Source organism: Alistipes sp. i18-0019-D1, from assembly GCF_042852885.1.
Lineage (GTDB): Bacteria > Bacteroidota > Bacteroidia > Bacteroidales > Rikenellaceae > Alistipes.
Genome location: NZ_AP031424.1, coordinates 92933 through 118889, shown reverse-complemented (window position 1 = coordinate 118889; position 25957 = coordinate 92933). Strand labels below are relative to the sequence as shown.

Here is a 25957-nt window from a genome sequence, read left to right as displayed (position 1 = left end):
TGGTATAAAGTTTATTGTTTCTGTGTCTCTTCGGGGCGGTATTCGATGACATCCCCCGGCTGGCAGTCCAGCTCGCGGCAGATCGCTTCGAGCGTGGAAAACCGGATGGCCTTGGCCTTCCCGTTCTTGAGGATCGAGAGGTTGGCGGGCGTGATGTCGACCCGTTCGGCCAGCTCGCCGAGCGACATTTTGCGTTTGGCCATCATTACGTCTATGTTTATGATTATCGCCATAAATTCGTCCCCCCCCCTTTTATCGTTTGCATTTCTCTCATATCGCCTGTTTTAGATGGTCAGTTTCTGCTCCTCGCTCAAATTCTGGCCGATGGCGAAGACCTCGGCGGCGAAAAGGATCAGGATGCCCATGATGATCATTGCGTAGGAGATGTGGAAACTCGCGTCGACGGTGTATCCGCTTCCGGCGAGCAGTTCGGCGGCGCGGCTGTTCATCACCCAGTTCACGGTGTTGCTGATCAGTTCGGTGACGATCGTCAGCATGCCGATTGCGCGCAGATACCAGACGTTGCGTTTGTCGAGCGTGCGCTCTTCGCGGATCGAGCGGCGCAGCGAGTGGATGATCACGAACATCAGTACGATGATGGCCAGGTAGAGGAGCGGGCAGAGCATGACCAGCGCATAGAGCCATGCGCTGCCGCCTATCGAACGGAATGCCAGTCCCAGCGGCGATGTGCCCGGGGCGTCCTGCTCGACGACGAGGCCGAGTTTGCGGACGTTGGCTTTGATTTCAACGCCCGGAGCCGCGGCGATTTCGACGGCCGCTTCGGGCTGTCCCGTCACCCGTATGTCGCCCAGCATGTAGATCATGCGCGGCACGCCGGATTTCCATTTTTCGGCGATGTCGTTACCGAGTTCCACGCCTTCCGCTGCGCCCCGCGAGAAATTGGGCAGGATTCCGTGGGCGATGCTTGCCACGAGTACGATGAAAAACGTAATGTAGATGACCAGCAGGCGTTGCAGGAGCGATTTTTTGTTCTGCATGTGTGACTTTTTTGGTTTTACAGTTGCAAAGATAGGATTAATTTTCGAAAAACAAACAATATTTATCGTTTTTCGATAAAATTTTTTCTCCGGGGATAAAAAAAGGACGATACCCGGTATCGTCCTTGCATGGTGACCGAAAGGTTTATTCCACGTTGTCTTTCAACTGTTTCCAGAAAGAGGCGTTGATGGCCATCGAAATCGAAATGGCCAGCACATAAAGGATGAACATGATGACGAAGGTGATGAAGCCGACGCCGATGGCGTTGCAGATGGCCTGGAAAATGCCGAATACGATGCCGAACAGCACGCCGACGACCAGCGATACGAAGAACATGGTCCATTTGCTGCCGTAGGTGGCGTCGTTCGAAGCCTTGATGGCCTGTATCGGATTTTTGCCCTTTTCGATGAGGAAATAGTAGGACAGCGTCCATGCAATCGAGAGCACGATGCCCGGGACGATCATGAAGAGCACGCCGATGAAAATCGGGAAAACCATCAGGCCCATCGTGATGAAGAACTCGCCCATGTAACGGCGGTATTTGCTGTCGAAAATGCCCAGGGGATTGATAATCTCACCCTTGGCCAACTGCGTGGGCAGCAAGGCGATGGCGATCGTGGTCCCCACATTGAGATAAGGTATCCAGATCGTAATGAGCCATAACGCCACTGCGGCGATGACCGAAGGCGCGTTCTTTACGCCGATGGCGATGGAGTCTTTGAGAGTTTCTCCGAAATCGAGTTTTTTCATTTCCATAACTAACAGGTTTTAAGGGTTAACGTCGAAAACAAATATACGAAAAAAATCGTATCTTTGCCAGCATAACCGTAAAATTCAATGCAATGGCCGAAAAATCACGCTATAATTACCGGGTTGAACCGCAGGACGTGGATTTCACGCTGCGGGCGACGATTCCTTCGCTGGGCGGCTCGATACTCAATACCGCAGGCATCGACGCCCACGGGAAGGGTTTCGGTGTCGATGCGCTGAATGCCGACAACCATTCGTGGGTGCTCTCCCGCATGGCCGTCGAGTTGGATTGGCAGCCCACGCAGTACACCGACTATACCGTGGCCACGTGGATCAGCGATTACGGCCGGGTGCTCTCGACGCGAAACTTCACGCTGACCGATGCCGCGGGCCGCGAGTTCGGCCGCGCCGTGACGCAGTGGGCGATGATCGACCTGCAGAGCCGTTCGGCGATCGACCTTTCGTGGGTGGGCGACGCGCATGCCGACGCCATCGTCGACGCCGCACCCCCGACGGACAAGCCGCGCAAGATCCGCGCGGTGAATCCTACCGCGACAACCGAACACCGGGTGGTTTACAGTGACATCGACTTCAACCGCCACGTCAACACGATGCGCTATATCGAAATGATGCTCGACATGCTGCCCGTCGGGATGCTGACGCAGGAGGCCCCCGTGCGGCTGGACATCCACTTTCTGAAAGAGTGCCGCTTCGGGCAGACGCTGACGGTGGGGTGCGAGCAGCGCGAGCGTTCGGCGCTGTTCGAAATCTCGGGCGACGGCGCTGCGGCGGCCGTGCGTGCCTCTATCGAATGGAAATAGGCCTGCGGGGAACGCTTCGCAGGGCGCTTGTGGAACGGGTTTTGCAGTTACGGCTGCAAAACCTTTTTCATTATGGAAAGCGCAACCAAAACACAAGCGAAAAACAAGTATCAGGTAAGCATCGACCTGCTGAACGATGCCGTGGGCAAGGAGATCGCCACCTCGCTGCAATACATGTACTTCCACACCCATTTCGAGGACGACCGCTACCAGTACCTCTCGAAGATCATGCGCGAGATTTCGATCGCCGAGATGCGTCACATCGAGGAGTTTTCCGACCGCATCATGTTCCTGCAGGGCGACGTGGACATGAACGCCTCGTTCCGCACCCGGCAGGTCACCGATGTGAAGGAGATGCTGCGCATGGCCATGCAGCTGGAGCAGAGCACGATCGACAGCTACAACGAAGCATCGCGCATCGCTTCGGAGAACAAGGACGCCGTGACGCACAAGATGTTCCAGGACATCATCGTCGAGGAGGAGGAGCACCTCGACACCTTCCGCACCGAGTTGCAGAACGTGATCGACTACGGTGAGGAGTACCTCGCGCTGCAATCGGCCGCCGGCAGCAAGCATACGTCGAAAAGTTTCAAACATTCCGGCGGCGGCGAATAGCGGCTTTTGCGGCGGAAAGCCGTTCTGACATAAAAAACGGAATCCTTTTGCCGGGGTCCCGTTTTTTTCGGTTATATTTGTGCCTGAATCATTCGCGGGAACCTGCGAAATCCCGGCCGGCCGGAGGCGTATGAGTCCCTCCCGGGGGAGGGATTCGGGGCGGACTCGCAGATGCGGCCTCGGGCCGCGGACGCCGGGTTGCCGGACCGAATGGACGGTGTGAAACTGCCGGAATGTTCTGATACGATGAAAATAACGATTTTAGGACCTGCCCATCCCTACCGCGGGGGCTTGGCGTCGATCATGGAGATCATGGCCCGCACGTTCCAGCGGCGGGGCAACGAGGTCGACATCAAGACCTTCACGCTGCAATATCCCTCGCTGCTGTTCCCCGGCGAGAGCCAGACGGTTGCGACGCCTCCGCCTGCGGACCTCCGCATCTGCCGCTGCGTCAATACGATGAACCCGCTGAACTGGGTGCGCGTCGGCCGCCGCATCCGCCGCGAGCGTCCCGATTTCGTGCTGATGAAGTACTGGACGCCTTTCATGGCTCCCTGCTTCGGGACCATCGCCCGCATCGCCCGCGGCAACGGCCATACGAAGGTGCTGTGTCAGATCGACAACGTCGAGCCGCATGAACACCACCTGACCGACAAACCCTTCAACCGCTACTACCTGCGTTCGGTGGACGGCTTCGTCTACATGTCCGAGCAGGTGCACAGCGAACTTCGCGCGTACAGCGACGCTCCGGCCCTGTTTTCGCCGCACCCGCTGTTCGAGAACTTCGGCGAGCGGGTCGAACGCTCCGAGGCGTGCGTGCGTCTGGGGCTGGACCCTGCGAACCGCTACGTGCTTTTCTTCGGGCTGATCCGCGACTACAAGGGGCTTGACCTGCTGCTCGACGCCTGGGCGCAGCTCCGGCGTGCGGGCCGCACCGAAGGCCGCCGGCTGATCGTGGCGGGAGAGTTCTATACGGCCAGGGAGCCGTATCTGAACCGGATCGCCGACAACGGATTGCAGGACGAGGTGCTGTTGCACGACCGGTTCATCCCCGACAACGACGTGAAATATTACTTCTCGGCGGCGGATTTCGTCGTCCAGCCCTACAAGACCGCCACGCAGAGCGGCGTGACGCAGATCGCCTATCAGTTCTGCGTGCCGATGGTCGTGACGGCGGTCGGCGGACTGCCCGAGATCGTGCCCGACGGGCGCGTGGGCTACGTCTGTCCTCCGACGGCCGAAGGGGTTGCCGCGGCGATGGACCGCATGTACGAAGGCGACGCGCTGAAACGTTTCCGGGAGAACTGCGTCGAGGAGCGTCGGCGTTTCTCGTGGGAGGAGATGTGCAGCCGCGTCACGGAACTCTACGGTTTGGTGGCTCCGAAATAGGGTGGCGGAAGCCTGAAAAACAAGGCCCGGCCGTGCAACGCACGGTCGGGCCTTTCTTCATTTATTCGGGTGTAGCTTGGGCTACTTCTTGATATTGGGCAGTTCCAGCCCGTATTTCTTTTTGCGGTCTTCCGCCTTGAGCCACAGTCCCAATAGCATCGCCAGCACGCCGCACGCGACGAAAATCAGCATCGGACGGGTGTAATCGTAGGGCATTCCCTCGGCCCGTCCGGCGTTGAAATATTTGAGTGCGAAGCCGAAGAGCATCGGGAAAAGGCACAGTCCGATGTTCTGGATCCAGAAAATCAGCGAATAGGCGGAACCCAGATAGCGCGTCTCCACGATCTTGGGAACCGAGGGCCAGAGCGCCGCCGGAACCAGCGAGAACGAAATGCCGAGCAGGACGATCGAGCCGTAGGCGACGGGCTTGCTCGGGAATTCCGGGAGCACGAAGGCGAAGGTCAGGTGGCATACGATCATCAGTACGGCGCCTAAAATAAGCATCGTGGCGCCTTTCCCCTTGTGGTCGAGGTATCGGCCCAGGAAGGGGGTGATGGCCGCCGCGCCCATCGGGAACCAGCGGAAAATGTCGGCTGCGGTCTGGGCCGATACGCCGAGGTTGCTTTCGAGCATATTCGTGGCGAAGCGCTGGAAGGGGAAGATGGCCGAATAGTAGAGCACGCAGAGGAACGCGATGATCCAGAACACCTTGCTGCTCAAGATGAATTTCAGGTCGCTGACCTTGAATTCCTCCTCGCTGCCGCCTCCGCCGCGGCTGTCGAGACCCAGCTGTTTGTCCAGCTTGCGGTCCATGAAGGAGAAAATCACGAACGTCAGCAGGCCGATCAGCAACAGCACCGTGCAGAACGCTACCGGTCGTACGACCGTTGCGGGAGCCATGCCGGCGAGCCACGGCGAAATGGAGAAGATGGCGAAAACGCCGACGCGGGCAATGGCCATTTCAAGCCCCATGGCCAGCGCCATCTCCTTGCCTTCGAACCACTTGGCGATGGCTTTCGAGACAGTGATGCCGGCCATCTCCATGCCGCAGCCGAAGATCATGAAGCCCAGCGACGCCAGTTTGGCCGAGGCGGGGAACGAGGTCCACCACGAGTCGAGCCACATTTCGATGCCCGAACCTGCGAACGAGTCGCTCACGGCGTAATATTTCAGACAGGCGCCGATGAACATCAGCGATGCCGACAGTTGGCCCGTGAAGCGCACGCCCATCTTGTCGAGGATGATGCCTGCGAGGATCAGAAATCCGAAGACATTGAGTATGAACTCCGAACTGCCGTACATGCCGAATACGTCGGGGGTCCATCCGCGCTGTGCCTCGATCATGCTCTGCAGCGGCGACATCAGGTCGACGAACATGTAACCGAAAAACATCGTGGACGCGATGAGCAACAACGCCGTCCATCGGACTGCGGGCGAGTCGTTGAGTTTACGTTGGATAGTTTCTGCCATATTTGTTTTGTGTTGAGTTAGTTATCCAGTGATGCGTAGCGTTTCAGCACCTCGTAGGCTTCGGTGATTCCCAGTTCGCCGGCTTTCGAAAGGTCGAGGCAGCCCTTGCGGGTGTCCTTCATGAACAGCTGGATGATGCCGCGGTTGTAGTAGGCCTCGGCGAATGCGGGGTTGAGGGAGATGGCTTTGGTGTAGTCCTCGAACGCCTCGGGCAGACTGCCCGAGAGGGCCAGCAGGTTGGCGCGGTTGTAGTAGGCGTAGGCGAAGTCGGGGAAGAGCTTCACGGCCTTGTTCAGGTCGGCCACCGCCTCGTCGTAGCTGTACGTGCGTTTCGAATTGTTGTTCAGCCGGTTGGCGGGGTCCGAGTCGATCGTGATCCGCTGGTAGGAGTTGTCGATCGACGAGATGAAGTCGATCATCTCGGCGCGCGTCGTCGAGCGGTTGAGGTAGAGGAACGGGTTCGACGGGTTAAGCTCGATGGCCGACGAATAGGTGCTCACCGAATTGGTGTACTGCTTGATGAGCGACTGCGTGACGGCGCGTTCGAAGAGCACGGTCCACGAGGGATCGTTCGTCTTGAGTTCCTGCACGTAGTGCTTGTCGAGCATCACCAGCGTATCGGGCGCGATGTTGCTCTCGCGGCACGAGAGGGTGAGGTATTCGTTGTCGATGCGTTTCTTGAAGTCGTCGATGCGCTGCAGGTGGTAGGGTTTGGCGGCGGGAACCGAGTCGGCCCGCATCAGCGTGAACTTGAACAGCGGCAGCAGGCGCATCTCCTCGTGGCCGCCGTTGTGGCCCGTGATGCGGTCGAAGCTGCCTCCGGCGAACTTGCTGTCGAACGACAGCAGGCGGTCGAAGCGCTGCGTGGTGTCGGCGTAGATCGAGTAGGTGCTGTCGTTCAGGCGCGAGCGGTATTCCGCGATTTTCCGCTGGGCGATCGAGCGGTCCTCTTTGGCGCCCTGCGGGTCGCGGAGCAGTTCGCGCAGCCGGCCGCGGTAGATGTAGGCGTTGGCGAAGTCGGGGTAGAGTTTGATGGCCGACGAGTAGTCCTCCACGGCGCGCTCGATCTCGCCCAGCTGGGCGTAGACGCCCGCGCGGTTGTAGTAGACCAGCACGTTGTTGGGCGAGTAGAGCGCCACTTTGTCGTAATCCTCCAGCGCGCGGTTGTAGTCGCCGATCTGCGTGCGCAGCATCGCGCGGTTGAAATAGGTCAGCGAGTTGGTCGAATCGAGCTGGATCACCTTGTCGAAATCGGCCAGCGCCTGCATCGGGCGGTTGGTGGCGTTGTAGACCAGCGCGCGGTTGAAATAGGAGAGCAGGTAGGCCGAATCGCACTCGATGGCCTTGTTGAAGTCCGCTTCCGCCTCCTTGTACTGTTCCTGCTGGAGGTGCAGTCCGCCGCGGCGGTTGTAGCCGTTGGGATTCTCGCGGTTGGTGCGTATCGCGGTGTTGAAATTCTCGTAGGCGCGCGTGGTGTCTTTCAGGTGGAGGTAGCTCAATCCCCGGCAGATGAAGGCGTCGGCGACCTTGTTCTCCTGGCGGATGAACTTGTCGAAATCGTCGATGGCCTCCTTGAACTGCTGGTTCAGCAGGCGCGTCACGCCGCGGCTGTAATAGGGTCCCGGTAGGTCGGGACGCAACTCGATGGCTTCGCGGAAATCCTGCAAAGCGTCGTCGTAGTTGCCCAGGCGCGAGCGCGTGATGGCGCGGTAGGTGTAGGCCTGCGTGTAGACGGGATTGAGGCGGATGGCCGTCGAAAAGTCGTCCTCGGCGCCCAGCAGGTCGTCGAGGTTGTACTTGGCGATGCCGCGCAGGAAGTAGCCTTCGAAGGCGTCCTCGTCGAAGCGCAGCAGGGTGTTCAGCGTGCGGATGGCCTCCTGGTAGTCGTTGTTCATCATGCACGAACGGCCGACCCAGAAAAAATATTCCCGGTTGTATTGTGCGTGGGCTTTCGTGCCGCACAGCAGGGCGAGTCCCAATATGATTCCGGCGATAAGTTTCCGCATGCTGACTGATTTTGCTCTTTAAACGGGCTTTCCGTGCGATTTATTATTCCTGTTCGTATCCGAACCGGCGTAATTGCCGCTCATTGTTGCGCCAGTCGTCGCTGACCTTGACGAACAGCTGGAGGAAAACCTTCTTTCCGAGAAACTGTTCCATATCTTCGCGCGCCGTCTGCCCGACCTTTTTCAGTTTCTCGCCCTTGTGGCCAATCAGGATGCCCTTCTGCGAGTCGCGGGCCACATAGATCGTCGCCGCGATGCGGTCGATCGTCGGCTCCTCCTTGTAACTTTCGATCTCGATCTCGCAGCAGTAGGGGATCTCCTTGTCGTAGAATTTGAGGATTTTCTCGCGGATGATCTCCGAGGCGAAGAAGCGCAGCGTCTTGTCCGTGAGCGTGTCCTTGGGGTAGAACGCCGGGCCTTCGGGCAGCAGCGAGAGGATGGTCCGGAACAGCCCTTCGATGTTGAACGTCTCCTTGGCCGACGTGGGGACGACCTGCGCCCCGGGGATTTCGGCCTGCCATTTGTCGACCAGCGCTTCGAGCGCCTCGGGCGTCGAGAGGTCGATCTTGTTGATGACCACGACGGTCGGGATGCCGCTCCGGCGGATGCTGTCGACGATTTCGGCCGAACGCTCGCCGTGCTCGACGGTGTCCGTCACGTAGAGGATCACGTCGGCGTCCGAGACGGCGCCCGTCACGAATTTCATCATCGACTCCTGCAATTTGTACGAGGGCTTCAGGATGCCCGGCGTGTCGGAGTAGACGATCTGGAAATCCTCGCCCGAGACGATGCCCATGATGCGGTGGCGCGTGGTCTGCGCTTTCGAGGTGATGATCGAGAGTTTTTCGCCGACCAAGGCGTTCATCAGCGTCGATTTGCCCACATTGGGGTTGCCGATGATATTTACGAAGCCCGATTTATGCATTGGAATATGCTGTTTTGAGCAACAAAGATAGGTTTTTTATCGAATTTATCCTATATTTGCTCAACAATATACCAAAATCGAGCTGCCTATGGAACAATAGAAACTTTTGATTTTTAATGCCGCTACGGCGGCAACGACATATAAAAGCGCATCGGCTTTTCTTCTTACATTCAGAACTTGGACACTTTTGAATCACAGAGAGGAATTAAAGTTGATGCTCGTGCTGCTTTACGGCGCGGGCATTTCTTTCATCTTTCTGTGCAGGCAGTCCAAGGCCTTGAATGTGGATGAACGAAGTTTGTCCGCGTTTTTTATGGTCTTATATGAAGAATAGGTTCAAATAAAAAATGAAAATGAAAGAAATATTTATTGCTGCTATTCTCGTTATTACTGTCATTGCTTCTATTGCATTGATTGTAAATGCTACCAATACAATATCTTATACTTTATTCGGGCGCATAGATGGCATTGTATCTGTCGTTCCTGTTGTCGGAGTGATATCTGCCATCCTATTGGCCGTTATTCCGGATAAAGAAAAAAATAGAAAGAGCTGAACGGTTTAAAGAAGACATAAAAAAAGGAGTACATTTTGGTACTCCCGATTTTGGATTCGATGTAATTCGGATTTACCTCCTCATCATGCCGCCCGGCATTTTGGGCATCTTCATGCCGCCGCCGGCCACGGCCTTCATCATCTTGCGCGTGTCGTCGAACTGTTTCATCAGGCGGTTGACGTCGGCCATCGTCGTGCCCGAACCCTTGGCGATGCGTTCGCGGCGGCGGGCATTGATGATCTCGGGATGCTCGCGCTCCGCCGGGGTCATCGACGAGATGATCGCCTCGGTCTGCTTGAAAACGTCGTCCGGAATGTCCACGTTCTTGAGCATCTTGCCCATGCCCGGGAGCATCGACGCGAGGTCCTTGAGGTTGCCCATCTTCTTGATCTGCTGGATCTGCGAGATGAAGTCGTTGAAGTTGAACTGGTTCTTCACCAGCTTCTTTTTCAGTTTCCGGGCCTCCTCCTCGTCGAACTGCTCCTGCGCACGCTCCACGAGTGACACCACGTCGCCCATGCCCAGAATCCGGTCGGCCATGCGCTCGGGGTGGAACACCTGCAGGGCGTCCATCTTCTCGCCGCTCGAAATGAACTTGAGGGGCTTGTTGACTACCGAACGGATCGAAATGGCCGCACCGCCGCGGGTGTCGCCGTCCAGCTTCGTGAGGACCACGCCGTCGAAGTCCAGCCGCTCGTTGAACTCCCGGGCGGTGTTCACGGCGTCCTGACCCGTCATGGCGTCGACGACGAACAGTGTTTCCGAAGGCTTCACGGCGGCCTTGATGGCCGTGATCTCCTGCATCATCGCCTCGTCCACGGCCAGACGTCCCGCCGTATCGACGATCACCACGTTGTAATTCCTCTGCCGGGCGTATTTGATACCGTTTTCGGCGATCTCGACGGGATTCCTGTTGCCCTCCTCGGTGTAGACCTCCACGCCGATCTGCCCGCCGAGCACCTTCAGCTGGTCGATGGCCGCGGGACGGTATACGTCGCCGGCTACCAGCAATACCTGACGGCCCTTCTTCGACTTGAGCATCGCGGCCAGCTTGCCCGAGAAGGTGGTTTTACCCGAACCCTGCAAACCCGCGATCAGGATCACCGCCGGTGTGCCCTCCAGCCGGATGTCCGTGGCCGTGCCGCCCATCAGTTCGGCCAGCTCGTCGCGGACGATCTTGGTCATCATCTGCCCCGGCTTGACGGCTTTCAGCACGTCCTGCCCCAGGGCCTTCTGCTTCACTTCGTCGGTAAAGGTCTTGGCGACCTTGTAATTGACGTCGGCGTCGATCAGCGCGCGGCGAATCTCCTTGAGCGTCTCCGCGACGTTGATCTCGGTGATACGACCCTCGCCTTTGAGGATTTTGAACGACCGTTCGAGTTTATCTGTTAAATTTTCAAACATACGACTGTGAAATTTTGTCTGCAAAGATAAGGAAACAGAATGAAATAATGAAGCGCCGCGAATTAAAATTAGCCCGCCGGATCGACCTTGCGTGCTTTTTCGTATCTTTGGGCCGGACCTAACCGATGTGCGATGAAGAAACTTCTTCTTTTCCTGCTGCTGGCTGCCGCGACCGGGACAGCCGCGGCGCAAACCCTCGTCTATCCCGGCGAGCACGAAATGCCGCCCGTCCCGAAGACGTTCGACAACGAACTGGGCCTGCGCTACGGGGCACAGGTCTACGCGGGCCGCGGGCAGGGTCCCGAATTGCAGGCCTTTTCGGTCGACTACGCGCGCTACAGCATCTACAATATCGGCTTCCGCACGGGGCTGAACGTCTTCGTCGACGAGGATGCCAGCGACTATTTCTCCGTGCCGCTGCAATTCACGTGGCGTTCCCCGCGCCTTCGGGCGACGGGGTATGCGCTCGAAGACCGCAGTTACTATTATAACCACCAATACTATCCCGACGAACGGTCTGCGGACGGAAACTTTTTCCTGAACCTGCTGCTTTCGATCCTCCCCTCGGCGTTCGAAGTCCATGCGGGATTCACTCCGGGGCTGATGTGCGGGCCGTTCACGACGGAGGGTTACTCGACGACCGACCCTTCCTGGGCGCCCTATACCGTGCGGCAGCGGTTTTCCTGCACATTCGATGCGGGTGCACGGCTGATCATCCCGATCTGGCGGTTCAACCTCTTCGGGGATTTCACCTACCATTGCTACCTGACCGACAATTTCCGGGCGGGGGAGTTCCGCCCCTCGCGTTCCTTCTTGGGGATGGGCGTCGGCCTGTCGTTCAATTTTTAGGGGAGGGAGCCGCCGGTCCGGCCGTTACCCGGGCCGCCGCTACCGGAGCAGTCCGGCCTCGTTCGAATCCCGCATGAAGCCCTCCTTTTCAAAGGAGGGTTTGGGTGGATTGTCTGTATGAGGCCGCTTGCCGGCCGGACAGATCGTCATTTATTCGCACTGAGCTACCGGAGCAATCCGGCTTCGTAATAAATGACGATCTGCTCGATCATCCGGTCCTCGCCCTCCTTGTCGTATTCCGACTTGAGGTTCTGTCCGAAGATTTTCGAGACGCCCTGCCAGAATCCCGCCACGAAACCGCCGCGGAACTCTTTCAGCACCTCGTAGGCGGTGTATTCCGTTTCACGGTCGATGAGTTTCAGCAGCACGCGGCCCTGCGTGCGGGTCATGTGTTTCAGTACGGGGGTGTATTCGTCCTTGATCTCGTGGTAAACCTGCTTGATGTACTCCTTCTGGGCCTTCTTGGTCGGCAGGCGGCGCAACTCCTCCTCCATCGTCGCCATCTTGGCCTTGGCGATCTGCGCGATGGGGTAGACCTTCTTCACGGCCTCCACCAGCCGGCGGTAGCGGCGCAGGTCGACCGGGCGGCTGAAGACGTAGACCGGCAGGACGTGGACCAGCGGAATCGAATCGCCCTTTTCGACCGCCCACTCCTGATGCCAGAAGCCACGGCCTCCCTGCGCCTGCGCTTCGGAAAGCGCGGCGGCGAGCAGGGCGACGAGGAGTATCCACTTTTTCAACGGCGGCGAATTTTTTGTACCTTTGCGGCAAGATCCGGACGAAATCCCGAGCGGTTTTGCATCCGGTTTGCCGGGGTGTCTCCGGCAAAGATAGCGATTCAACCGAATAAACGAATTACGAACAGCGAATATTATGCTTGAAAAAGGACTTTCCGCCCGCAGCGCCGCAACCGTCGCCGCCGGCAACACGGCCGCCGCGATGGGTTCGGGCGACCTTGCGGTTTTCGCCACCCCCGCGATGGTGGCGCTGATGGAGAATGCCGCCATGACGGCCGTGGCTCCGGAACTGCCCGAAGGCTCGACCACCGTCGGCGCCGAGATGAACGTCACGCACATCAAACCGTCGGGACCGGGGGCTGAAATCACGGCCACGGCCGTGCTTGCCGAAGTCGAGGGGCGTAAGCTGACCTTCAATGTCGGGGCCCGCGACGCCGAGGGGATGATCGGCGAAGGCGTCCACATCCGCTATGTCGTCGACCGCGAAAAATTCATGGCCAAGGTGAAGTAACGAAAAAGTTCCGGATCTGTTGCGTCCGCGAAAAAACGGACGGCTTGATTTTTAGTTATTTATGCCGAATCAAAGGATTGGGTTCTGTGTTTGAACAGGGCTCGATCCTTTTTGTTTGTGAACAATTCTGTTCAAGTCGGCCGATACCTGTAAATTTCTGTGTTTATACGACTTAATCTCGCTGAATTATCGGCGATTGAATGGCATGATCGATTTTTTTCGTTATTTTTGCTTTACATACATTACAACTGCATACTGTAATTATTCGTAAGACTCCCGCTAACCTATCTTCAATGTTTCATCCTTAAACTTCAAGCTATGAAAACTCACATTTTGATTTTAACAACAGCCCTGCTAATGCTGGGCGGGTTTGTTGCATGCAATGACTCGGAAGAACCCGAATATATCGGCACTCCTCCCGTCACTGCCCCCGCGGAGGTATCGGCTTTTTTCAAGACGTATCTGCCTCCGAGTTCCAGTTCGCATCCCGAACCGGAATTCAACTTCAGCGAAATCGATGATCGTGACATCGAATGTTTTGTGATCAACAGTATGGAAGAGTTCGAGGCCGTTGCACCTCCTGCGGTCGAGCTGCCGGTAATCGACTTTGACAAATACACCCTTATTATCGGACAGCATTGGATGGGGCATCCCGGATACTCTTTCGAGAAGCAGGCCGTCGATACCGAATCCGATAAGATGACATTGAATTTGGTGTATAAGCAACTGAAGGGTGGGACTCCGGCGATTATGACTATTTTTTATTTCTGGGGACTATACGACAAACTTCCCGAAAAAACGCTTACTGTCAACAAAATCATAATTTAGATATTCTTATATCATGAAAAAGCTGCTTTCTCTTATCATTGCAGTCCGGTATGGCGGTCCACATCTTCCGGGGTATATCTGGCATTGATTCCGTAAGGGGCCTCTTACTAAATCGATATTGGTGATCCGTACAATTTGGAGTGCGGAAACACATCCGGAACGTTTCGATCAAAGGCCGACCAGCATGTGTTCGAGCCAGATCACCGCGATGCCCGCCAGGTAGCCGGACAGGGCCAGCAGCGAGATGCGTTTGAGATACCAGCCGAAGTTGATCTTTTCGAGTCCCATCGCCACGACGCCGGCCGCCGAGCCGATGATCAGCAGGCTGCCGCCCACGCCGGCGCAGTAGGTCAGCAGATGCCAGAACAGCCCGTCCGCCACGAAACTCTGTGCGAAAGCCGGGTCGGCGCTCGCTGCCGCCGCCGCGGCGTCCGCCACCGGGTACATGCCCATGCAGGCCGCAACCAGCGGTACGTTGTCCACCACCGACGAGAGGATGCCGATGGCGCCCGCGATGGTGAATGCCTCGTGGACGGTCTTGTCCAGCCAGTCGGCCATGTCGGTCAGCACGCCGCCGGTCTGTAGCGCGCCCACGGCCATCAGGATGCCGAGGAAAAAGAGGATTGTCGGCATGTCGATGTGTTTCAGAACCTTCGACACGCGCGGCTGGATCGACTCCTCCATGTTGCGGATGCTGCGTTTGCGGTCGTAGATGATTTCGGTCAGAATCCACATGAATCCCAGCGACACCATCATGCCCATGTAGGGCGGCAGTCCGGTGAGGCTCTTGAACACCGGCACGAACAGCAGGCTCACGACGCCCACGATCAGGATGAAGAGCCGCAGGCGCGGGCCGATGCACTCGGGGCATCCCGATGCCAGGGCTTTGGCGCTGACCGCGGCGGCGGGACGGTCGGCGACGTAGCGGCTGGCGATGGCCGTGGGGATCACGACCGACACGAGGCACGGCAGGAAGAGGTTGGCGATCAGGTTGGCGGCCGTGACGTTGCCGCGCATCCACAGCATGATGGTCGTCACGTCGCCGATGGGCGACCAGGCGCCGCCGCTGTTGGCGGCGATGACGATCACGCTGGCGAAGATCCAGCGCTCCTTCTTGTTGGCGATCAGCCGCCGCAGCAGCATGACCATGATGATCGTGGTGGTCATGTTGTCCAGCGCGGCCGACATGAAGAAGGTGATGATCGCCAGCAGCCACATCAGTTTGCGCTTGTTGCGCGTGGTGATGTGGTCGGTGATGACGTTGAAACCGCCGTAGCTGTCGATCAGGTCCACGATGGTCATGGCCCCGATCAGGAAGACCAGGATTTCGCACGTGTCGCCCAGCTGATCCACCAGCTCGTGCTGGATATGCGGGTCGTTGCCCATGAGGCTGAACACGGTCCAGATCGCTCCGGCCATCAGCAGGGCGACGGCCGATTTGTCGATCTTGGTTTTGTGCTCCAGCGCGATGAACAGGTAGCCCACCACGAAGAGCAGAATCATTGTCGGAATCATATCGTTTGCATTTATTTACAAGGTAACGGAAGCAAATATACGAAAAAGTCGGAACGCCGCAAAACTGAACAGCCTATACGGTCGGGCAAGGCGTCCCGGCTCATAATAAGTGGCGTCACGACTCCCAATAGATGGAAAATCCGGCGGAGCGCCCGGTTTTGTCCCTGCCATTTTTGCATCCGGGATTGGTTTTTGCGATTTTTTGTTTATCTTTGCACTCGCTTTCGAGCGAATGTTTGAGCTGTGGTGTAATGGTAACACAGCAGATTTTGGTTCTGTCGTTCTGGGTTCGAATCCCGGCAGCTCAACACGAAAAGGCGGTCATGCGACCGCCTTTTTCGTTGAACCGGAGCTTCTGCCGGCAATTCTTCCGGACCCTCCCCCGGGAAAGAAAGGCTTTTTCGGGCGAGCGCCGCGGCGGCATTCCGGGTTCGCTATTTCCCGGCGGCTTTTCCGGTTTTCCCGCGCATGCGGCCGGCGGCGGTCGTTGCGGCCGCTTCGGCCCTGTCCGCGCCGGAAACGGCGCTTTGGGGGTGTTTTTCCTCCACTTGGGCGGCGGCGTCCGGCGCGCATTGCGTCGCTTCGTCCAGTTTCCCGGCGAAGAGCGCCAGCGTCTCTGCGGCTTCATCGGCCGCGGGGCCGGTCTGCCTGTCGTGTTTTTGTTCTTTCATACGAACGTTCGTTTAGCGGATCTTGCGGTGTGAGATGAGCGCGGCGATCCACAGCAGAATGACCGAGCCGATGACGGCCGTCGCCAGGCTGCCCAGCGTGCCGACGGGAACCCATCCGAAAAGCGAGAAGAGCCAGCCGCCCAGCACGCCGCCGATGAGTCCGACGATCAGGTTGACGAGGAGTCCCGAACCCCCGCCTTTGACGATCAGGTTGGCGATCCATCCGGCGGCCAGTCCGATCAGCAGATACCATAGAAAATACATAGTCTTGCGTTTTAGAACGCTTTTCGGAGCGCAAAATCCGTACCCAACCCGGCCGGAGCTTTTTATAAAGCCTTTTTCAGCGCTTTTGCCAGCTGATCGGGACACGACGTGCCCCGTCCGCGGCAGTCGATGCCCTCGAGCCGGGCGACGGCTTCCGCGGCCGTCATCCCGCGCACGAGCGCCGCAATGCCCTGCTGGTTGCCGTGGCAGCCGCCCGTGAAGGAGACGCTGCGGACGACGCCGTCTTCGAGTTCGACGTCGATCTGCCGGGAGCAGGTTCCTTGGCAGACGTGTGCTATTTTCTGTGTCATGGAGTTACGGTTTTCCGGTTTGCGGGGGCGAAGATACGAAATTCGGGACCTTTCACAAAATGTTGAAAACTTCCCGCTCCGGAATTTTGAAAGTCGGGGAATAATGGAGACTTTTGTGACCCGCAAAGGTATCCTTCGTCCCGCCGGGGCGGAGGATAAGAGGGAATCGGGTGCGAATCCCGGACAGTTCCCGCTGCTGTATGCGCTTTATGCCGCAGGCGAATCGTCGAGCCACTGTCCCGCGGGGGACGGGAAGGCCGCCTGCGGGTCGGTGCGAGTCAGAAGACCTGCCTTTGCGCATGCAATGTCGGCCCTGCGGGGGAACGGGGCCTGTTGTGAAACGCATATACTCATATTACAATGGATTACACGCAGATTTCCATCATCAAACGTGATGGTAAAACCGAACCTTTCTCCCTGGAGAAAATCGTCCGCGCCATCACGAAGGCCTTCCGTGCGGGCGGCATAACGGACGAGGAGCAGGCCGTCGCACAGATCGCCTCCGACGTGGCGGCAGCGATTACGAAGGCCGAGATTTCGGTCGAGGAGATTCAGGACATGGTCGAGGAGCGGCTGATGAAACGCAACCCCTCGATCGCCAAACGCTATATCATCTACCGCGAGTGGCGCAACGTCGAGCGTGACCGCCGTTCGTCGATCAAGGGCGTCATGGACGGCATCGTGACCGTCGAGAAGAACGACATCAACCTCTCGAACGCCAACATGTCGTCGCACACGCCCGCCGGGCAGATGATGACCTTCGCTTCGGAGATCACGAAGGACTACGCCCTGAAATACCTCGTCGGCGTGCGTCACGGCCGCGCCCACCGCGACGGGGACATCCACATTCACGACCTGGACTACTATCCCACCAAGACCACGACCTGCATCCAGTACGACCTGGGCGACATCTACGAGCGGGGATTCTCGACGAAGAACGGCTCGGTGCGCACGCCGCAGTCGGTCCAGAGCTACGCCACGCTGGCCACGATCGTCTTCCAGACCAACCAGAACGAGCAGCACGGCGGGCAGTCGATCCCGGCCTTCGACCATTTCATGGCCCCGGGCGTGCTGAAGACCTTCCGCAAGCACCTGACCGACATGACGTTGTTCCTGTGCCAGGTGACCGGCGCGCGCGTGCTCGAACGCGCGGAGCTGAAGGCGCTGGTCGCCGAGCATGTGCCGACCATCGAACCCTGCGAAGCGGCGGTGGGCCGGCTGTTCGCCGCTCTGCGCCAGTCGGGCGTGGAGGTCGCCGACGAGGACATCCGCCGCATCTGGCGGCAGGCCTACGACACGACGCGCCGGGAGACCCATCAGGCGATGGAGGGATTCATCCACAATCTCAATACGATGCACTCGCGCGGCGGCAACCAGGTGGTGTTCAGTTCGGTGAACTACGGCACGGACTTCTCGCCCGAGGGCCGCATGGTCATCCGCGAACTGCTTTCCGCCACGGTCGAGGGGCTGGGGCACGGCGAAGTGCCGGTCTTCCCGATCCAGATTTTCAAGGTCAAGGAGGGCGTTTCGTGGTCTGCGGAGGACTATGCCGCTGCCGTGAAGGATTTCGACAGGGCGCTGGCCGGGGAGATCGCGTTCAAGGCTCCGAACTTCGACCTGCTGATCGAGGCGTGCCGCACCACGTCGGTGGCGCTGTTCCCCAACTTCATGTTCCTCGACGCGCCGTTCAACCGCCACGAGAAGTGGCGCATCGACGATCCCGACCGCTTCCGCTACGAGGTGGCGACGATGGGCTGCCGCACGCGCGTTTTCGAGAACCTGCACGGCGAAAAGTCGTCGTGGGGGCGCGGCAACCTCTCTTTCACGTCGATGAACCTGCCGCGGCTGGCCATCGAGGCGATGCGCGAGGCCGGAGACATGATTCCCGACGGCAACAAGCACGCGATCCGTAAGGAGGCGCGCGAAATCTTCCTCGAATCGGTGCGCAAGACCGCCACGATGATGGCCGAACAGCTCTACGAACGCTACTGCTTCCAGCGCACGGCCCTCGCGCGGCAGTTCCCGTTCATGATGTCGAACGACGTCTGGAAGGGCGGCGGCCGGTTGCAGCCCAACGACGAGGTGGGCGACGTGCTCCGCCACGGCACGCTGGGCATCGGATTCATCGGCGGCCACAACGCGATGGTGGCGATCTACGGCGAGGGGCACGCCGTCTCGAAAGAGGCGTGGCAGACGCTCTACGACGCCGTGACGGTGATGAACCGCGTGGTCGAGGAGTACAAGGCCAAATACGGGCTGAACTATTCGGTGCTGGCGACCCCGGCCGAGGGGTTGAGCGGGCGCTTCACGCGCATGGACCGCAAGCGCTACGGGGAGATTCCGGGCGTCACCGACCGCGACTACTATGTCAACTCGTTCCACGTCGACGTGCGCGAGCCGGTCTCCATCGTCGAGAAAATCCGCCTCGAAGCGCCGTTCCACGCCATCACGCGCGGCGGGCACATCACCTATGTCGAACTCGACGGCGAGGCGAAGAAAAATCCCGTGGCGATCCTCAAGATCGTGAAGGTGATGCAGGACGAGGGGATCGGCTACGGCTCGATCAACCATCCGATCGACACCTGCCGCAAGTGCGGCCACCGCGGGGTGATCTATTCGAAATGCCCTGTCTGCGGTTCGGACGACATCCTGCGCATGCGCCGCATCACGGGTTACCTGACGGGCAGCCTCGAATCGTGGAACTCGGCCAAGCAGGCTGAAGAGCGCGACCGGGTAAAACATAGATAATCCGTTTCTGGCAATTATGTCTGTCATTTTGCTTCCTGCCCTCGCTTCTTCACGGCCTCCGGCCGTGTTTACAAGTGTGACCCACCCCCAAACCCCCGCCTTGGCGGGGGCTTTTCGCAAGTGCAATCCGCGCCGGGAACGGCGTGTGCCGCGGACCCTGACGGATCTATCTAAATCCCAAAACATCTCCGCTCGAAATTTACGTCTAACCCTATTTTGCTGATGGAATCACTCCGCATCCTGGCCATCTATCCCGAAACCATCTCCGACGGTTACGGGCTGCGCTATGCGATCTATTTCGCGGGGTGCGCGCACCGTTGTCCCGGCTGCCACAACCCCGAAAGCCACGATCCCCGGCGGGGCGAGCCGCTGACCGGGGAGCGTGCCGAAGCCATCTGTGCCGCGATCGCCGCGAATCCGATTCTCGACGGCGTGACGCTCAGCGGCGGCGATCCGCTGCTGCGGCCCGAAGCCATGGCCGCCTTCCTGCGGCTGGTGAAGGAGCGCACGGGACAGAACGTCTGGTGCTATACGGGTTATACGCTTGAGGAATGTCTCGCCGACCCGGCCCGGCGGGAGTGTCTGCGGTGGATCGACACGCTGGTCGACGGCCGCTATGTCGAGGCGCTGCGCGATCTGTCGCTCGATTTCCGGGGAAGTTCCAACCAGCGGATCATCGACGTCGGGGCTTTGCACCTGTTCGGATAGACGCATGAAAAAAAGAGCCGCAAATCCTTGCAGCTCTTTTTTATACGCGGGTTATCTCTACTGACGCTGGAGGTCCGAATTGTCGGCCACGACCATATTCTTGTCGATGCGCAGCGTCACGTTGCCGTCGACCTCGATCAGCAGGGTAGTCTCCTTGATCTCCTTCACCACGCCGTAGATGCCCCCGGCGGTGATGACTTTGTCGCCTTTTTTCAGACCGTTGCGGAACTCCTGCATCTGCTTGCGGCGCTTGGCCTCGGGACGCCACATGAACAACCAGAGAACCAGCACCATGAGTCCGATCATGATGATGAAACTGTACTGCTGCATGAATCCCGGTTGAGGCTCTATGGGGGCCGTTTGAAGAAAATTAATCATAATTGTATTCGTTTTAAGTGTTTATTTCAGTAAACAAAGCAAAGGTACGAAAAAGAAAGAACAAAGCCAAAACCGGACTGGACTCGGTTCGGCAAAACGGTCCGACTCCTAAAAGGGGCGTTACGCCCCCAAAGATACGAATAAGCGAGGGCAAAAGCAAATTTACTTGCATTTTGCCGAGCGGAAGTATCTTCGGCGGAGCCAAAGATACGAATTATTGTCGAATATGCAAGCAATTTATTCGACATCGGCCTCGACGAGAAGCCGCAGGGGCTTTGCGCCGCCCGCCAGCGCGATGTCCAGGGTTTTGAGCTGCCAGCCCCATTCGCCGCGCGAATCGAAGGTGAGCGTCACCTGCTGTGCGTCGCCCGGTGCAATCGGTTGTGAATCAAACTCGAGCGTCGTGCATCCGCAGCTGCGCCGGTAGGAGGCGACGGCCACGGGGCGGCTCGCGTCGTTGGCCAGCCAGAGACGCAGCACGGCGATTTCGCCCGAGCCGAGGCGCCCGAAACGCACGGTGTCCGTGCCTCCCGTGGTGAGAATCGAATCCGTTAGCGAGATAATCCGGCCCTTGCGTTCGACCGCACGGGGGCGCGTGCCGCAGCCTGCGGCGAGTGCCGCCAGGACGAGGATCGTGAGCGTGCGGGTCATGGCCGGCAGGGATCAGATCAGGCCGCGCCCGGCCTTTTTGATGCGTCCTTCCGCGGTCAGCGACTCGACGATCTTGTCCAGCACGCCGTTGATGAAAGTGCTGCTGCCCGGGGTGGAGTAGTATTTCGAAATCTCGATCCACTCGTCGAGCGTCACCTTGACGGGAACCGACGGAAACGAGGTCAGCTCGGCCATCGCCGTGCCGATGATCAGGTTGTCCATGAAGACGATGCGCTCCACGTCCCAGTTGGAGGTGAATTTCTCGATGTAGTCCTGAAAGGCGGAGTAGTTGACCAGCGACTTTTCGAACAGCGTCTTGACGAATTCGGGATCGTCGGCGCTCTTGAATTTCGAGGGAACGCGGATTTCGGTGTGCGAGGCGCGCAGGTTGGAGAGCGTGCGCAGGATCATGATCACGATATAGGGGAGGTCGTCGGTCCAGAGGATCGACATCTCCTCCAGCACGTCGTCCAGCGCCTCGCAGCTCTGCAACTCCTTGAAGAAGTCTTCGAGCAGCTTTTTGTCGTCGTCGAACGAGCGCTCCTCGCGCTGCATGTAGTCCTTGTAGTAGTCGCTCTCGGTCAACTGCGCGTAGAGCGTGCGGATCAGTTCGGGATAGCGTTCCCAGCCCAGCTTGCGGGCCGCGACGTGGTCGTTCACCGCGTCGCTGTTGGCGATCGTGCGGATCACGGCGTTGTCCACGAACTTGGTGTTGGGGTTGAGGTCTTCGAATGTCGGCAGTTTCTTCTGTTTGGCCAGTTCCTGACGCTGTTCGGCGTAACGCGCGATCTCCACGGGGAGGATCAGTATCTGGAAATAGAGGTCATAGGCCTTGTCGACGGACGCCATCAGCGTTTTTTCCGACGCCATCATGTTGTCTGCGCCCGATTTGAGATGGGCGAACAGCGCCTTGACGACCTTTATACGGAGTAATCTTCTGCTCAACATTTTTTTAGAACGATTTTAACGGCCGCAAAAATACAACTAAAAATCAAGAATAAAAAATTAAGCCGGGAGAATTCTTTCTCCGGGCGGTTTCCGTGCGGCCGTCGCGGCGGATTCCGGCGTATCCGAAAAAACGGGAGGCGCGATGGCCTCCCGAAACTGCAATTATTTTTCCCGGATCGACTTTTTCTTGCGGATATGACTTTGATAGAAACAATAAACGATTCCGGCCGCGAGCAGGACAAGGATGCAATAGCCGGTGCTTCGGGCGCTGGCTTTGAGCATGCTTTCGAAAGACATTTCCGGATAGAGAAGCGCGAAGACACAAAGGAAATAGATGAAGCAGGCGCCCATGTTTCGCAAGGTTAGGAACCGGTAAATACTCAAATCATCATCTTTCGTCTCTTTTGTATCGGGAACCGGACACGTATCGGGACGTTTATCCGGACCCTTTCTGATTCGGTTCACAAAATAGACGGCCGAAAAGATCACGATGCTTGTGATCGTATAAATGATAATGCGCCGCACGAGGCGTTCCGGCGAGTAATCTTTTCCGGGTGTGGGCAGAAACGCTACAATCATCAGAACGACGTAGAAATTAGCAAACCCTTTGAGAAACACTTTCAGCTCGGTTTTATTCATGGTACATTCATTTTAATTTTCCTTTTCGGCCTCTTCCCCATACTATTGACGGAACTATTGAGGGTGGGAAAGTTCATTGGTGACGGATGCAATTTTATCGATTCTAATTTAAGATATTGAATTTGGAAATAAAAGGGGCGGGCGGATAAATAGAGGAAAATATACTGATTTGCGAAAGAAATATACTTTGCCGGCTGTTTGCGGGGTTCTTTGCACCCTGATTTTTAATTTTCAATTCTTAATTTTTAATTTGCTTTTGCCTATCTTTGCACCCGTATGGAACAACTGGAAGAAAAACAGCCTTTCGACGTCATCGTCATCGGGGCGGGCGCAGCGGGCATGATGGCCGCGGGTACGGCGGCGCGCAGCGGCAGGCGCGTGCTGCTGATCGAAAAGATGGAGAAATCGGGCCGTAAGGTCCGCATCACCGGCAAGGGACGCTGCAACGTCACCAACGCGCGCCCGGCCGAGGAGTTCGCCCAGCAGGTGCGCACCAACGCCGAATTTTTCAAGGTGGCTTTCTCGGAGTTCAACAACCGGGCGGCGATCAGGTTTTTCGAACGCGCAGGCGTGAAACTCGACATCGAACGCGGCGACCGGGTCTTTCCGCAGAGCGGCAAGGCATGGGACATCGCCAACGCACTGCTGGAGTTCTGCGTCGAAAACGGCGTCAGGATCATCTACAATACACGCGTTACGGAGATCATGACCCTCGGGGACCGGGTCTTCGGCGTGAAATATATCAACAGGCGGGGCTTCGAACGCAAGGAGGAGTGCGCGCAGGTGATCCTCGCCACGGGCGGCGTCTCCTATCCCGCGACCGGATCGACGGGCGACGGCTACGCGTTCGCCGCCGACCTGGGACATACGATCGAGCCGCTGCGTCCTTCGCTGACGCCGCTTGTGACCGCGCATGCCCGGAGCCGGTTCCTCGACAAAGTACTGCTGCGCAATGTGAAGGCGGTGCTTTACGTCGAAAACGAACCCGTGCGCGAGGAGTTCGGCGAGATCGGGTTCTCCGACCGGGGCATCGAGGGCGCCGTGGCGCTGCGCATGAGCCGCGACGCGGTGGATGCGCTGATCGACGGCAAGCGCGTGAAGCTGGTCCTCGACCTGAAACCCGCGCTCACGGAGGAGGTGCTGTGCGAACGCATCGCCCGTGAAATCGCCGGACTGCAACCCAACGAGTTCTTCGGCGAACTGCTGCGCAAGCTGGTTCCCAAGCCGCTGGTGATGCCGCTGGCGCAGGAGATGGACATTCGTGCGAACTGTTACGTCGGCAAACTCTCCGAGGAGCAGATCACGCGTCTGATTCGTACGCTAAAGGGGCTGACTTTCCCGGTCACGGACTATGCGCCGTTCGAATATGCCGTGGTGACGGCCGGCGGCGTGCGTTGCGACGAAGTGAATCCCTATACGATGGAGTCGCTGAAAGTCAAAGGGTTGTATTTCGCCGGCGAGGTGCTCGACATTGACGCCAATACGGGCGGTTACAATCTCCAGATTGCCTTTTCGACGGGCCGTCTGGCGGGTTTGCTGAAAAAATAGACGCTATGAAGATCGTCGGACATCCCATTTCCTTCCGGTTGCCCGGGCGGGTTTCCGAACTGCGCAACCGCCTCTCCCGCGCCCGTTATTTCCGCGGCCACGGAGTCCATTCGCCGTTCGTCTACGACATTGTGCGCCGCGTGTTCATGCGCGACGACCTGCTGCCGGGGCGCCGGGACCTGTACGAAGCCCTGCTCACGGCGGGCGTTTCCCGCCGTCGGGCGGTGCAGTTGCAGAATCTGATGATTCATTGCGGCTATACGACCTTTGGCCTGAATCGTGCGGATGCGGAGTTCTGCGTCGCCACGTGCGGCCTGCCGCGCCCTGCGACGCTCGCGCTGGTGCGTGCGGCGGCCGAAGCGGGGCATACCGTAGCGCTGATGTCGCCCTACGACGGCTGCGAACGGCAGGCGCTGTGCGGGCAGATTGTTGCGGAACATGCCTCGACGACGGTGGACAACCGCGGTTACCTGCTGATCTTTAACAACCATTTGCCGAAACAACATTTCCGGATATGAAAGTATACACGAAAACGGGGGACAAGGGGACGACTTCGCTGATCGGAGGCGAGCGGGTCTTCAAGACCGACGAACGGGTCGAGGCTTACGGCTCGGTGGACGAGCTGGCCGCTTTCACGGCTTTGCTGGCCGACAACATGCGCGGCGACGCGGCGCTGGCCTCGTCGGTCGGCGACCTGAACCGCATTCTTTCGCGGCTGATGTCGGTCGAGGCGCTGCTGGCCACGGGGCAGTCGGGAAGCGACAAGGTCGCTCCGCTGGACCCGGGGACCGTTGTGTGGCTCGAAGAGCGCATCGACGCTATGCAGGAGGCCCTGAAACCGATCGACAAATTCACGATTCCGGGCGGAAACGCCGTGGTGTCGATGTGTCACGTATGCCGCACCGTCTGCCGGCGTGCCGAACGCGCCGCGCTCCGTGCCGACGCCAGATACGGCGTCGACTCCACGGTGCTGGCCTGGCTGAACCGGCTTTCGGACTATTTCTACCTGCTGGGGCGCACCCTCACGGCCCATTATGCCGTCGACGAGGTCCTGTGGATCCCCTGACCGGGACGAATGTAAAACGGCGGAGGCCCGATTTTCAGATTGGGCCTCCGCCGTTAGCGTTATTATTCTGAAGCCGGCGGCCTCAAAATCCGGTTTTAGTACTCTTCTTCGTTGAAGAAGAAATCGTCCTTGGAGGGGTAGTCGGGCCAGATGTCTTCGATAGATTCGTAGATTTCACCTTCGTCTTCTATCTCCTGCAGGTTTTCGAGCACTTCGAGCGGCGCACCCGAACGTACCGCATAATCAATCAGTTCATCTTTCGTTGCGGGCCAGGGAGCATCCTCGAGCTTCGATGCCAGTTCAAGCGTCCAATACATAGTCACAATATTTTTAAGTTCCCAATTATCAACGGATTAGTTGTTGTCAAGAGTGATTAACCCGTTATGACTGATTTGCAAAAGTATAAAAAAAACGAGAAAAACAAAGAAAAATCGGTAAAACATCGTATGTGTGTTATTATATGGTTGGCAATCATTGCGTTGAGCGGTGAAAAAACTCGGCTGTAAATTGTAACGAAAGGGTTTTGCCTCTTCCGGCGGGCGGCGTTCCGCGGAATATGCAGCCGTTCTTTTTTTGCGGATTTCGTTTTTTATCGTATTTTTGTTACGCTTCGAAATATAACGACTTATCTTTTATAAAATAAACGAAAATC

The 25957-nt window shown here is 58.0% G+C and carries 29 protein-coding genes, 1 tRNA gene and 1 riboswitch; of the genes, 13 read left to right on the top strand and 17 right to left on the bottom strand.

Going from position 1 to position 25957, the window contains the following annotated elements; translation table 11 throughout:
• Positions 1 to 11: 11 nt before the first annotated feature.
• The 3 genes from ACGHP5_RS00490 to ACGHP5_RS00480 all read right to left on the bottom strand — a co-directional run bounded on the left by ACGHP5_RS00490 (position 12) and on the right by ACGHP5_RS00480 (position 1755).
• Positions 12 to 233 (bottom strand): helix-turn-helix transcriptional regulator, encoded by a 222-nt coding sequence (locus ACGHP5_RS00490; protein ID WP_290531573.1) that lies wholly within the window; start codon positions 231 to 233, stop codon positions 12 to 14.
• A 51-nt stretch (positions 234 to 284) separates the two neighbouring features.
• On the bottom strand, positions 285 to 998 hold the full coding sequence (locus ACGHP5_RS00485; protein ID WP_290531572.1) for a DUF2975 domain-containing protein: 714 nt from the start codon (positions 996 to 998) through the stop codon (positions 285 to 287).
• A 145-nt stretch (positions 999 to 1143) separates the two neighbouring features.
• Positions 1144 to 1755 carry a hypothetical protein gene (locus tag ACGHP5_RS00480; protein WP_290531571.1) on the bottom strand — a complete coding sequence of 204 codons (612 nt, stop codon included), beginning with the start codon at positions 1753 to 1755 and terminating at the stop codon, positions 1144 to 1146.
• 86 nt (positions 1756 to 1841) lie between these two features.
• Here ACGHP5_RS00480 and ACGHP5_RS00475 point away from each other — a divergent pair, with 86 nt between their 5' ends.
• From ACGHP5_RS00475 to ACGHP5_RS00465, 3 genes are all read left to right on the top strand, one after another.
• The gene (locus ACGHP5_RS00475) at positions 1842 to 2570 is read left to right on the top strand and encodes an acyl-ACP thioesterase domain-containing protein (RefSeq protein WP_337658270.1); all 729 of its coding nucleotides are present in this window, start codon (positions 1842 to 1844) and stop codon (positions 2568 to 2570) included.
• Between the two features lie 72 nt (positions 2571 to 2642).
• Positions 2643 to 3185 carry a ferritin-like domain-containing protein gene (locus tag ACGHP5_RS00470; RefSeq protein ID WP_290531569.1) on the top strand — a complete coding sequence of 181 codons (543 nt, stop codon included), beginning with the start codon at positions 2643 to 2645 and terminating at the stop codon, positions 3183 to 3185.
• A 246-nt stretch (positions 3186 to 3431) separates the two neighbouring features.
• Entirely contained in the window at positions 3432 to 4574 is a 1143-nt protein-coding gene (locus ACGHP5_RS00465; RefSeq protein WP_337771561.1) for a glycosyltransferase, read from the top strand.
• Between the two features lie 81 nt (positions 4575 to 4655).
• On the opposite strand, the gene ACGHP5_RS00460 is transcribed toward ACGHP5_RS00465, so the two are convergent.
• From ACGHP5_RS00460 to era, 3 genes are read right to left on the bottom strand one after another with little or no spacing between them, the layout of a single operon-like run.
• Positions 4656 to 6044 carry an MFS transporter gene (locus ACGHP5_RS00460; protein WP_337771563.1) on the bottom strand — a complete coding sequence of 463 codons (1389 nt, stop codon included), beginning with the start codon at positions 6042 to 6044 and terminating at the stop codon, positions 4656 to 4658.
• A gap of 17 nt (positions 6045 to 6061) precedes the next feature.
• On the bottom strand, positions 6062 to 8050 hold the full coding sequence (locus ACGHP5_RS00455) for a tetratricopeptide repeat protein (RefSeq protein WP_290531566.1): 1989 nt from the start codon (positions 8048 to 8050) through the stop codon (positions 6062 to 6064).
• Positions 8051 to 8093: 43 nt separating this feature from the next.
• Entirely contained in the window at positions 8094 to 8975 is an 882-nt protein-coding gene (era, locus tag ACGHP5_RS00450; protein WP_295905273.1) for a GTPase Era, read from the bottom strand.
• Positions 8976 to 9328: 353 nt separating this feature from the next.
• On the opposite strand from era, the gene ACGHP5_RS00445 reads away from it, so the two are divergent.
• A complete protein-coding gene (locus ACGHP5_RS00445) occupies positions 9329 to 9529 on the top strand; it encodes a hypothetical protein (protein WP_290531564.1) in 201 nt (66 codons plus the stop codon).
• Between the two features lie 72 nt (positions 9530 to 9601).
• On the opposite strand, the gene ffh is transcribed toward ACGHP5_RS00445, so the two are convergent.
• A complete protein-coding gene (gene ffh / locus ACGHP5_RS00440) occupies positions 9602 to 10933 on the bottom strand; it encodes a signal recognition particle protein (RefSeq protein ID WP_390567815.1) in 1332 nt (443 codons plus the stop codon).
• Positions 10934 to 11065: 132 nt separating this feature from the next.
• Here ffh and ACGHP5_RS00435 point away from each other — a divergent pair, with 132 nt between their 5' ends.
• Complete coding sequence (locus tag ACGHP5_RS00435; RefSeq protein WP_290531562.1) at positions 11066 to 11782, top strand: hypothetical protein; 717 nt, start codon at positions 11066 to 11068, stop codon at positions 11780 to 11782.
• 164 nt (positions 11783 to 11946) lie between these two features.
• On the opposite strand, the gene ACGHP5_RS00430 is transcribed toward ACGHP5_RS00435, so the two are convergent.
• Positions 11947 to 12522, bottom strand: a complete 576-nt coding sequence (locus ACGHP5_RS00430) for a DUF4294 domain-containing protein (RefSeq protein WP_290531561.1) — start codon at positions 12520 to 12522, stop codon at positions 11947 to 11949.
• A gap of 133 nt (positions 12523 to 12655) precedes the next feature.
• On the opposite strand from ACGHP5_RS00430, the gene ACGHP5_RS00425 reads away from it, so the two are divergent.
• The gene (locus ACGHP5_RS00425) at positions 12656 to 13030 is read left to right on the top strand and encodes a thioesterase family protein (RefSeq protein ID WP_290531560.1); all 375 of its coding nucleotides are present in this window, start codon (positions 12656 to 12658) and stop codon (positions 13028 to 13030) included.
• A gap of 318 nt (positions 13031 to 13348) precedes the next feature.
• Positions 13349 to 13858 carry a hypothetical protein gene (locus tag ACGHP5_RS00420; protein WP_390567812.1) on the top strand — a complete coding sequence of 170 codons (510 nt, stop codon included), beginning with the start codon at positions 13349 to 13351 and terminating at the stop codon, positions 13856 to 13858.
• A 168-nt stretch (positions 13859 to 14026) separates the two neighbouring features.
• Here the strand turns inward: ACGHP5_RS00420 and nhaD are convergent, their stop codons facing one another.
• The gene (nhaD, locus tag ACGHP5_RS00415) at positions 14027 to 15373 is read right to left on the bottom strand and encodes a sodium:proton antiporter NhaD (protein ID WP_290531558.1); all 1347 of its coding nucleotides are present in this window, start codon (positions 15371 to 15373) and stop codon (positions 14027 to 14029) included.
• Positions 15374 to 15610: 237 nt separating this feature from the next.
• Between nhaD and ACGHP5_RS00410 the strand changes: the two genes are divergently transcribed.
• Positions 15611 to 15681: transfer RNA gene (locus ACGHP5_RS00410), tRNA-Gln, on the top strand.
• A 126-nt stretch (positions 15682 to 15807) separates the two neighbouring features.
• On the opposite strand, the gene ACGHP5_RS00405 is transcribed toward ACGHP5_RS00410, so the two are convergent.
• The 3 genes from ACGHP5_RS00405 to ACGHP5_RS00395 all read right to left on the bottom strand — a co-directional run bounded on the left by ACGHP5_RS00405 (position 15808) and on the right by ACGHP5_RS00395 (position 16619).
• Positions 15808 to 16044 (bottom strand): hypothetical protein, encoded by a 237-nt coding sequence (locus tag ACGHP5_RS00405; RefSeq protein WP_290531557.1) that lies wholly within the window; start codon positions 16042 to 16044, stop codon positions 15808 to 15810.
• 12 nt (positions 16045 to 16056) lie between these two features.
• Complete coding sequence (locus ACGHP5_RS00400; protein WP_290531556.1) at positions 16057 to 16308, bottom strand: GlsB/YeaQ/YmgE family stress response membrane protein; 252 nt, start codon at positions 16306 to 16308, stop codon at positions 16057 to 16059.
• Positions 16309 to 16370: 62 nt separating this feature from the next.
• On the bottom strand, positions 16371 to 16619 hold the full coding sequence (locus tag ACGHP5_RS00395) for a TIGR03905 family TSCPD domain-containing protein (protein WP_290531555.1): 249 nt from the start codon (positions 16617 to 16619) through the stop codon (positions 16371 to 16373).
• Between the two features lie 109 nt (positions 16620 to 16728).
• Positions 16729 to 16929, top strand: a riboswitch (cobalamin riboswitch).
• Between the two features lie 50 nt (positions 16930 to 16979).
• Between ACGHP5_RS00395 and ACGHP5_RS00390 the strand changes: the two genes are divergently transcribed.
• Complete coding sequence (locus tag ACGHP5_RS00390; protein ID WP_390567809.1) at positions 16980 to 19367, top strand: anaerobic ribonucleoside triphosphate reductase; 2388 nt, start codon at positions 16980 to 16982, stop codon at positions 19365 to 19367.
• A 222-nt stretch (positions 19368 to 19589) separates the two neighbouring features.
• The gene (gene nrdG / locus ACGHP5_RS00385) at positions 19590 to 20075 is read left to right on the top strand and encodes an anaerobic ribonucleoside-triphosphate reductase activating protein (RefSeq protein ID WP_295905261.1); all 486 of its coding nucleotides are present in this window, start codon (positions 19590 to 19592) and stop codon (positions 20073 to 20075) included.
• 57 nt (positions 20076 to 20132) lie between these two features.
• On the opposite strand, the gene yajC is transcribed toward nrdG, so the two are convergent.
• The 4 genes from yajC to ACGHP5_RS00365 form a co-directional block, all read right to left on the bottom strand.
• Complete coding sequence (yajC, locus tag ACGHP5_RS00380; RefSeq protein ID WP_290531552.1) at positions 20133 to 20453, bottom strand: preprotein translocase subunit YajC; 321 nt, start codon at positions 20451 to 20453, stop codon at positions 20133 to 20135.
• Positions 20454 to 20690: 237 nt separating this feature from the next.
• Positions 20691 to 21104: a DUF1573 domain-containing protein gene (locus tag ACGHP5_RS00375; RefSeq protein ID WP_337658182.1), complete on the bottom strand. Its 414-nt coding sequence runs from the start codon at positions 21102 to 21104 to the stop codon at positions 20691 to 20693.
• A 12-nt stretch (positions 21105 to 21116) separates the two neighbouring features.
• A complete protein-coding gene (locus ACGHP5_RS00370) occupies positions 21117 to 22052 on the bottom strand; it encodes a transcription antitermination factor NusB (RefSeq protein ID WP_290531550.1) in 936 nt (311 codons plus the stop codon).
• Positions 22053 to 22214: 162 nt separating this feature from the next.
• Complete coding sequence (locus tag ACGHP5_RS00365) at positions 22215 to 22691, bottom strand: hypothetical protein (RefSeq protein WP_390567807.1); 477 nt, start codon at positions 22689 to 22691, stop codon at positions 22215 to 22217.
• Between the two features lie 276 nt (positions 22692 to 22967).
• Between ACGHP5_RS00365 and ACGHP5_RS00360 the strand changes: the two genes are divergently transcribed.
• From ACGHP5_RS00360 to ACGHP5_RS00350, 3 genes are read left to right on the top strand one after another with little or no spacing between them, the layout of a single operon-like run.
• The gene (locus ACGHP5_RS00360) at positions 22968 to 24239 is read left to right on the top strand and encodes an NAD(P)/FAD-dependent oxidoreductase (RefSeq protein WP_390567805.1); all 1272 of its coding nucleotides are present in this window, start codon (positions 22968 to 22970) and stop codon (positions 24237 to 24239) included.
• Positions 24240 to 24244: 5 nt separating this feature from the next.
• Complete coding sequence (locus ACGHP5_RS00355) at positions 24245 to 24757, top strand: hypothetical protein (RefSeq protein ID WP_390567803.1); 513 nt, start codon at positions 24245 to 24247, stop codon at positions 24755 to 24757.
• On the top strand, positions 24754 to 25305 hold the full coding sequence (locus ACGHP5_RS00350) for a cob(I)yrinic acid a,c-diamide adenosyltransferase (protein WP_337658179.1): 552 nt from the start codon (positions 24754 to 24756) through the stop codon (positions 25303 to 25305). Before ACGHP5_RS00355 ends, ACGHP5_RS00350 begins: the two co-directional genes overlap by 4 nt.
• A 95-nt stretch (positions 25306 to 25400) precedes the next feature.
• On the opposite strand, the gene ACGHP5_RS00345 is transcribed toward ACGHP5_RS00350, so the two are convergent.
• Positions 25401 to 25622 (bottom strand): DUF2795 domain-containing protein, encoded by a 222-nt coding sequence (locus ACGHP5_RS00345; RefSeq protein WP_009597992.1) that lies wholly within the window; start codon positions 25620 to 25622, stop codon positions 25401 to 25403.
• Positions 25623 to 25957: the final 335 nt, after the last annotated feature.

Coding starts and splice junctions, on each gene's coding strand:
- ACGHP5_RS00490 (WP_290531573.1), bottom strand. CDS start 233: ATGGCGATAATCATAAACATAGACGTAATGATGGCCAAACGCAAAATG.
- ACGHP5_RS00485 (WP_290531572.1), bottom strand. CDS start 998: ATGCAGAACAAAAAATCGCTCCTGCAACGCCTGCTGGTCATCTACATT.
- ACGHP5_RS00480 (WP_290531571.1), bottom strand. CDS start 1,755: ATGGAAATGAAAAAACTCGATTTCGGAGAAACTCTCAAAGACTCCATC.
- ACGHP5_RS00475 (WP_337658270.1), top strand. CDS start 1,842: ATGGCCGAAAAATCACGCTATAATTACCGGGTTGAACCGCAGGACGTG.
- ACGHP5_RS00470 (WP_290531569.1), top strand. CDS start 2,643: ATGGAAAGCGCAACCAAAACACAAGCGAAAAACAAGTATCAGGTAAGC.
- ACGHP5_RS00465 (WP_337771561.1), top strand. CDS start 3,432: ATGAAAATAACGATTTTAGGACCTGCCCATCCCTACCGCGGGGGCTTG.
- ACGHP5_RS00460 (WP_337771563.1), bottom strand. CDS start 6,044: ATGGCAGAAACTATCCAACGTAAACTCAACGACTCGCCCGCAGTCCGA.
- ACGHP5_RS00455 (WP_290531566.1), bottom strand. CDS start 8,050: ATGCGGAAACTTATCGCCGGAATCATATTGGGACTCGCCCTGCTGTGC.
- era (WP_295905273.1), bottom strand. CDS start 8,975: ATGCATAAATCGGGCTTCGTAAATATCATCGGCAACCCCAATGTGGGC.
- ACGHP5_RS00445 (WP_290531564.1), top strand. CDS start 9,329: ATGAAAGAAATATTTATTGCTGCTATTCTCGTTATTACTGTCATTGCT.
- ffh (WP_390567815.1), bottom strand. CDS start 10,933: ATGTTTGAAAATTTAACAGATAAACTCGAACGGTCGTTCAAAATCCTC.
- ACGHP5_RS00435 (WP_290531562.1), top strand. CDS start 11,066: ATGAAGAAACTTCTTCTTTTCCTGCTGCTGGCTGCCGCGACCGGGACA.
- ACGHP5_RS00425 (WP_290531560.1), top strand. CDS start 12,656: ATGCTTGAAAAAGGACTTTCCGCCCGCAGCGCCGCAACCGTCGCCGCC.
- ACGHP5_RS00420 (WP_390567812.1), top strand. CDS start 13,349: ATGAAAACTCACATTTTGATTTTAACAACAGCCCTGCTAATGCTGGGC.
- nhaD (WP_290531558.1), bottom strand. CDS start 15,373: ATGATTCCGACAATGATTCTGCTCTTCGTGGTGGGCTACCTGTTCATC.
- ACGHP5_RS00405 (WP_290531557.1), bottom strand. CDS start 16,044: ATGAAAGAACAAAAACACGACAGGCAGACCGGCCCCGCGGCCGATGAA.
- ACGHP5_RS00400 (WP_290531556.1), bottom strand. CDS start 16,308: ATGTATTTTCTATGGTATCTGCTGATCGGACTGGCCGCCGGATGGATC.
- ACGHP5_RS00395 (WP_290531555.1), bottom strand. CDS start 16,619: ATGACACAGAAAATAGCACACGTCTGCCAAGGAACCTGCTCCCGGCAG.
- ACGHP5_RS00390 (WP_390567809.1), top strand. CDS start 16,980: ATGGATTACACGCAGATTTCCATCATCAAACGTGATGGTAAAACCGAA.
- nrdG (WP_295905261.1), top strand. CDS start 19,590: ATGGAATCACTCCGCATCCTGGCCATCTATCCCGAAACCATCTCCGAC.
- yajC (WP_290531552.1), bottom strand. CDS start 20,453: ATGATTAATTTTCTTCAAACGGCCCCCATAGAGCCTCAACCGGGATTC.
- ACGHP5_RS00375 (WP_337658182.1), bottom strand. CDS start 21,104: ATGACCCGCACGCTCACGATCCTCGTCCTGGCGGCACTCGCCGCAGGC.
- ACGHP5_RS00370 (WP_290531550.1), bottom strand. CDS start 22,052: ATGTTGAGCAGAAGATTACTCCGTATAAAGGTCGTCAAGGCGCTGTTC.
- ACGHP5_RS00365 (WP_390567807.1), bottom strand. CDS start 22,691: ATGAATAAAACCGAGCTGAAAGTGTTTCTCAAAGGGTTTGCTAATTTC.
- ACGHP5_RS00360 (WP_390567805.1), top strand. CDS start 22,968: ATGGAACAACTGGAAGAAAAACAGCCTTTCGACGTCATCGTCATCGGG.
- ACGHP5_RS00355 (WP_390567803.1), top strand. CDS start 24,245: ATGAAGATCGTCGGACATCCCATTTCCTTCCGGTTGCCCGGGCGGGTT.
- ACGHP5_RS00350 (WP_337658179.1), top strand. CDS start 24,754: ATGAAAGTATACACGAAAACGGGGGACAAGGGGACGACTTCGCTGATC.
- ACGHP5_RS00345 (WP_009597992.1), bottom strand. CDS start 25,622: ATGTATTGGACGCTTGAACTGGCATCGAAGCTCGAGGATGCTCCCTGG.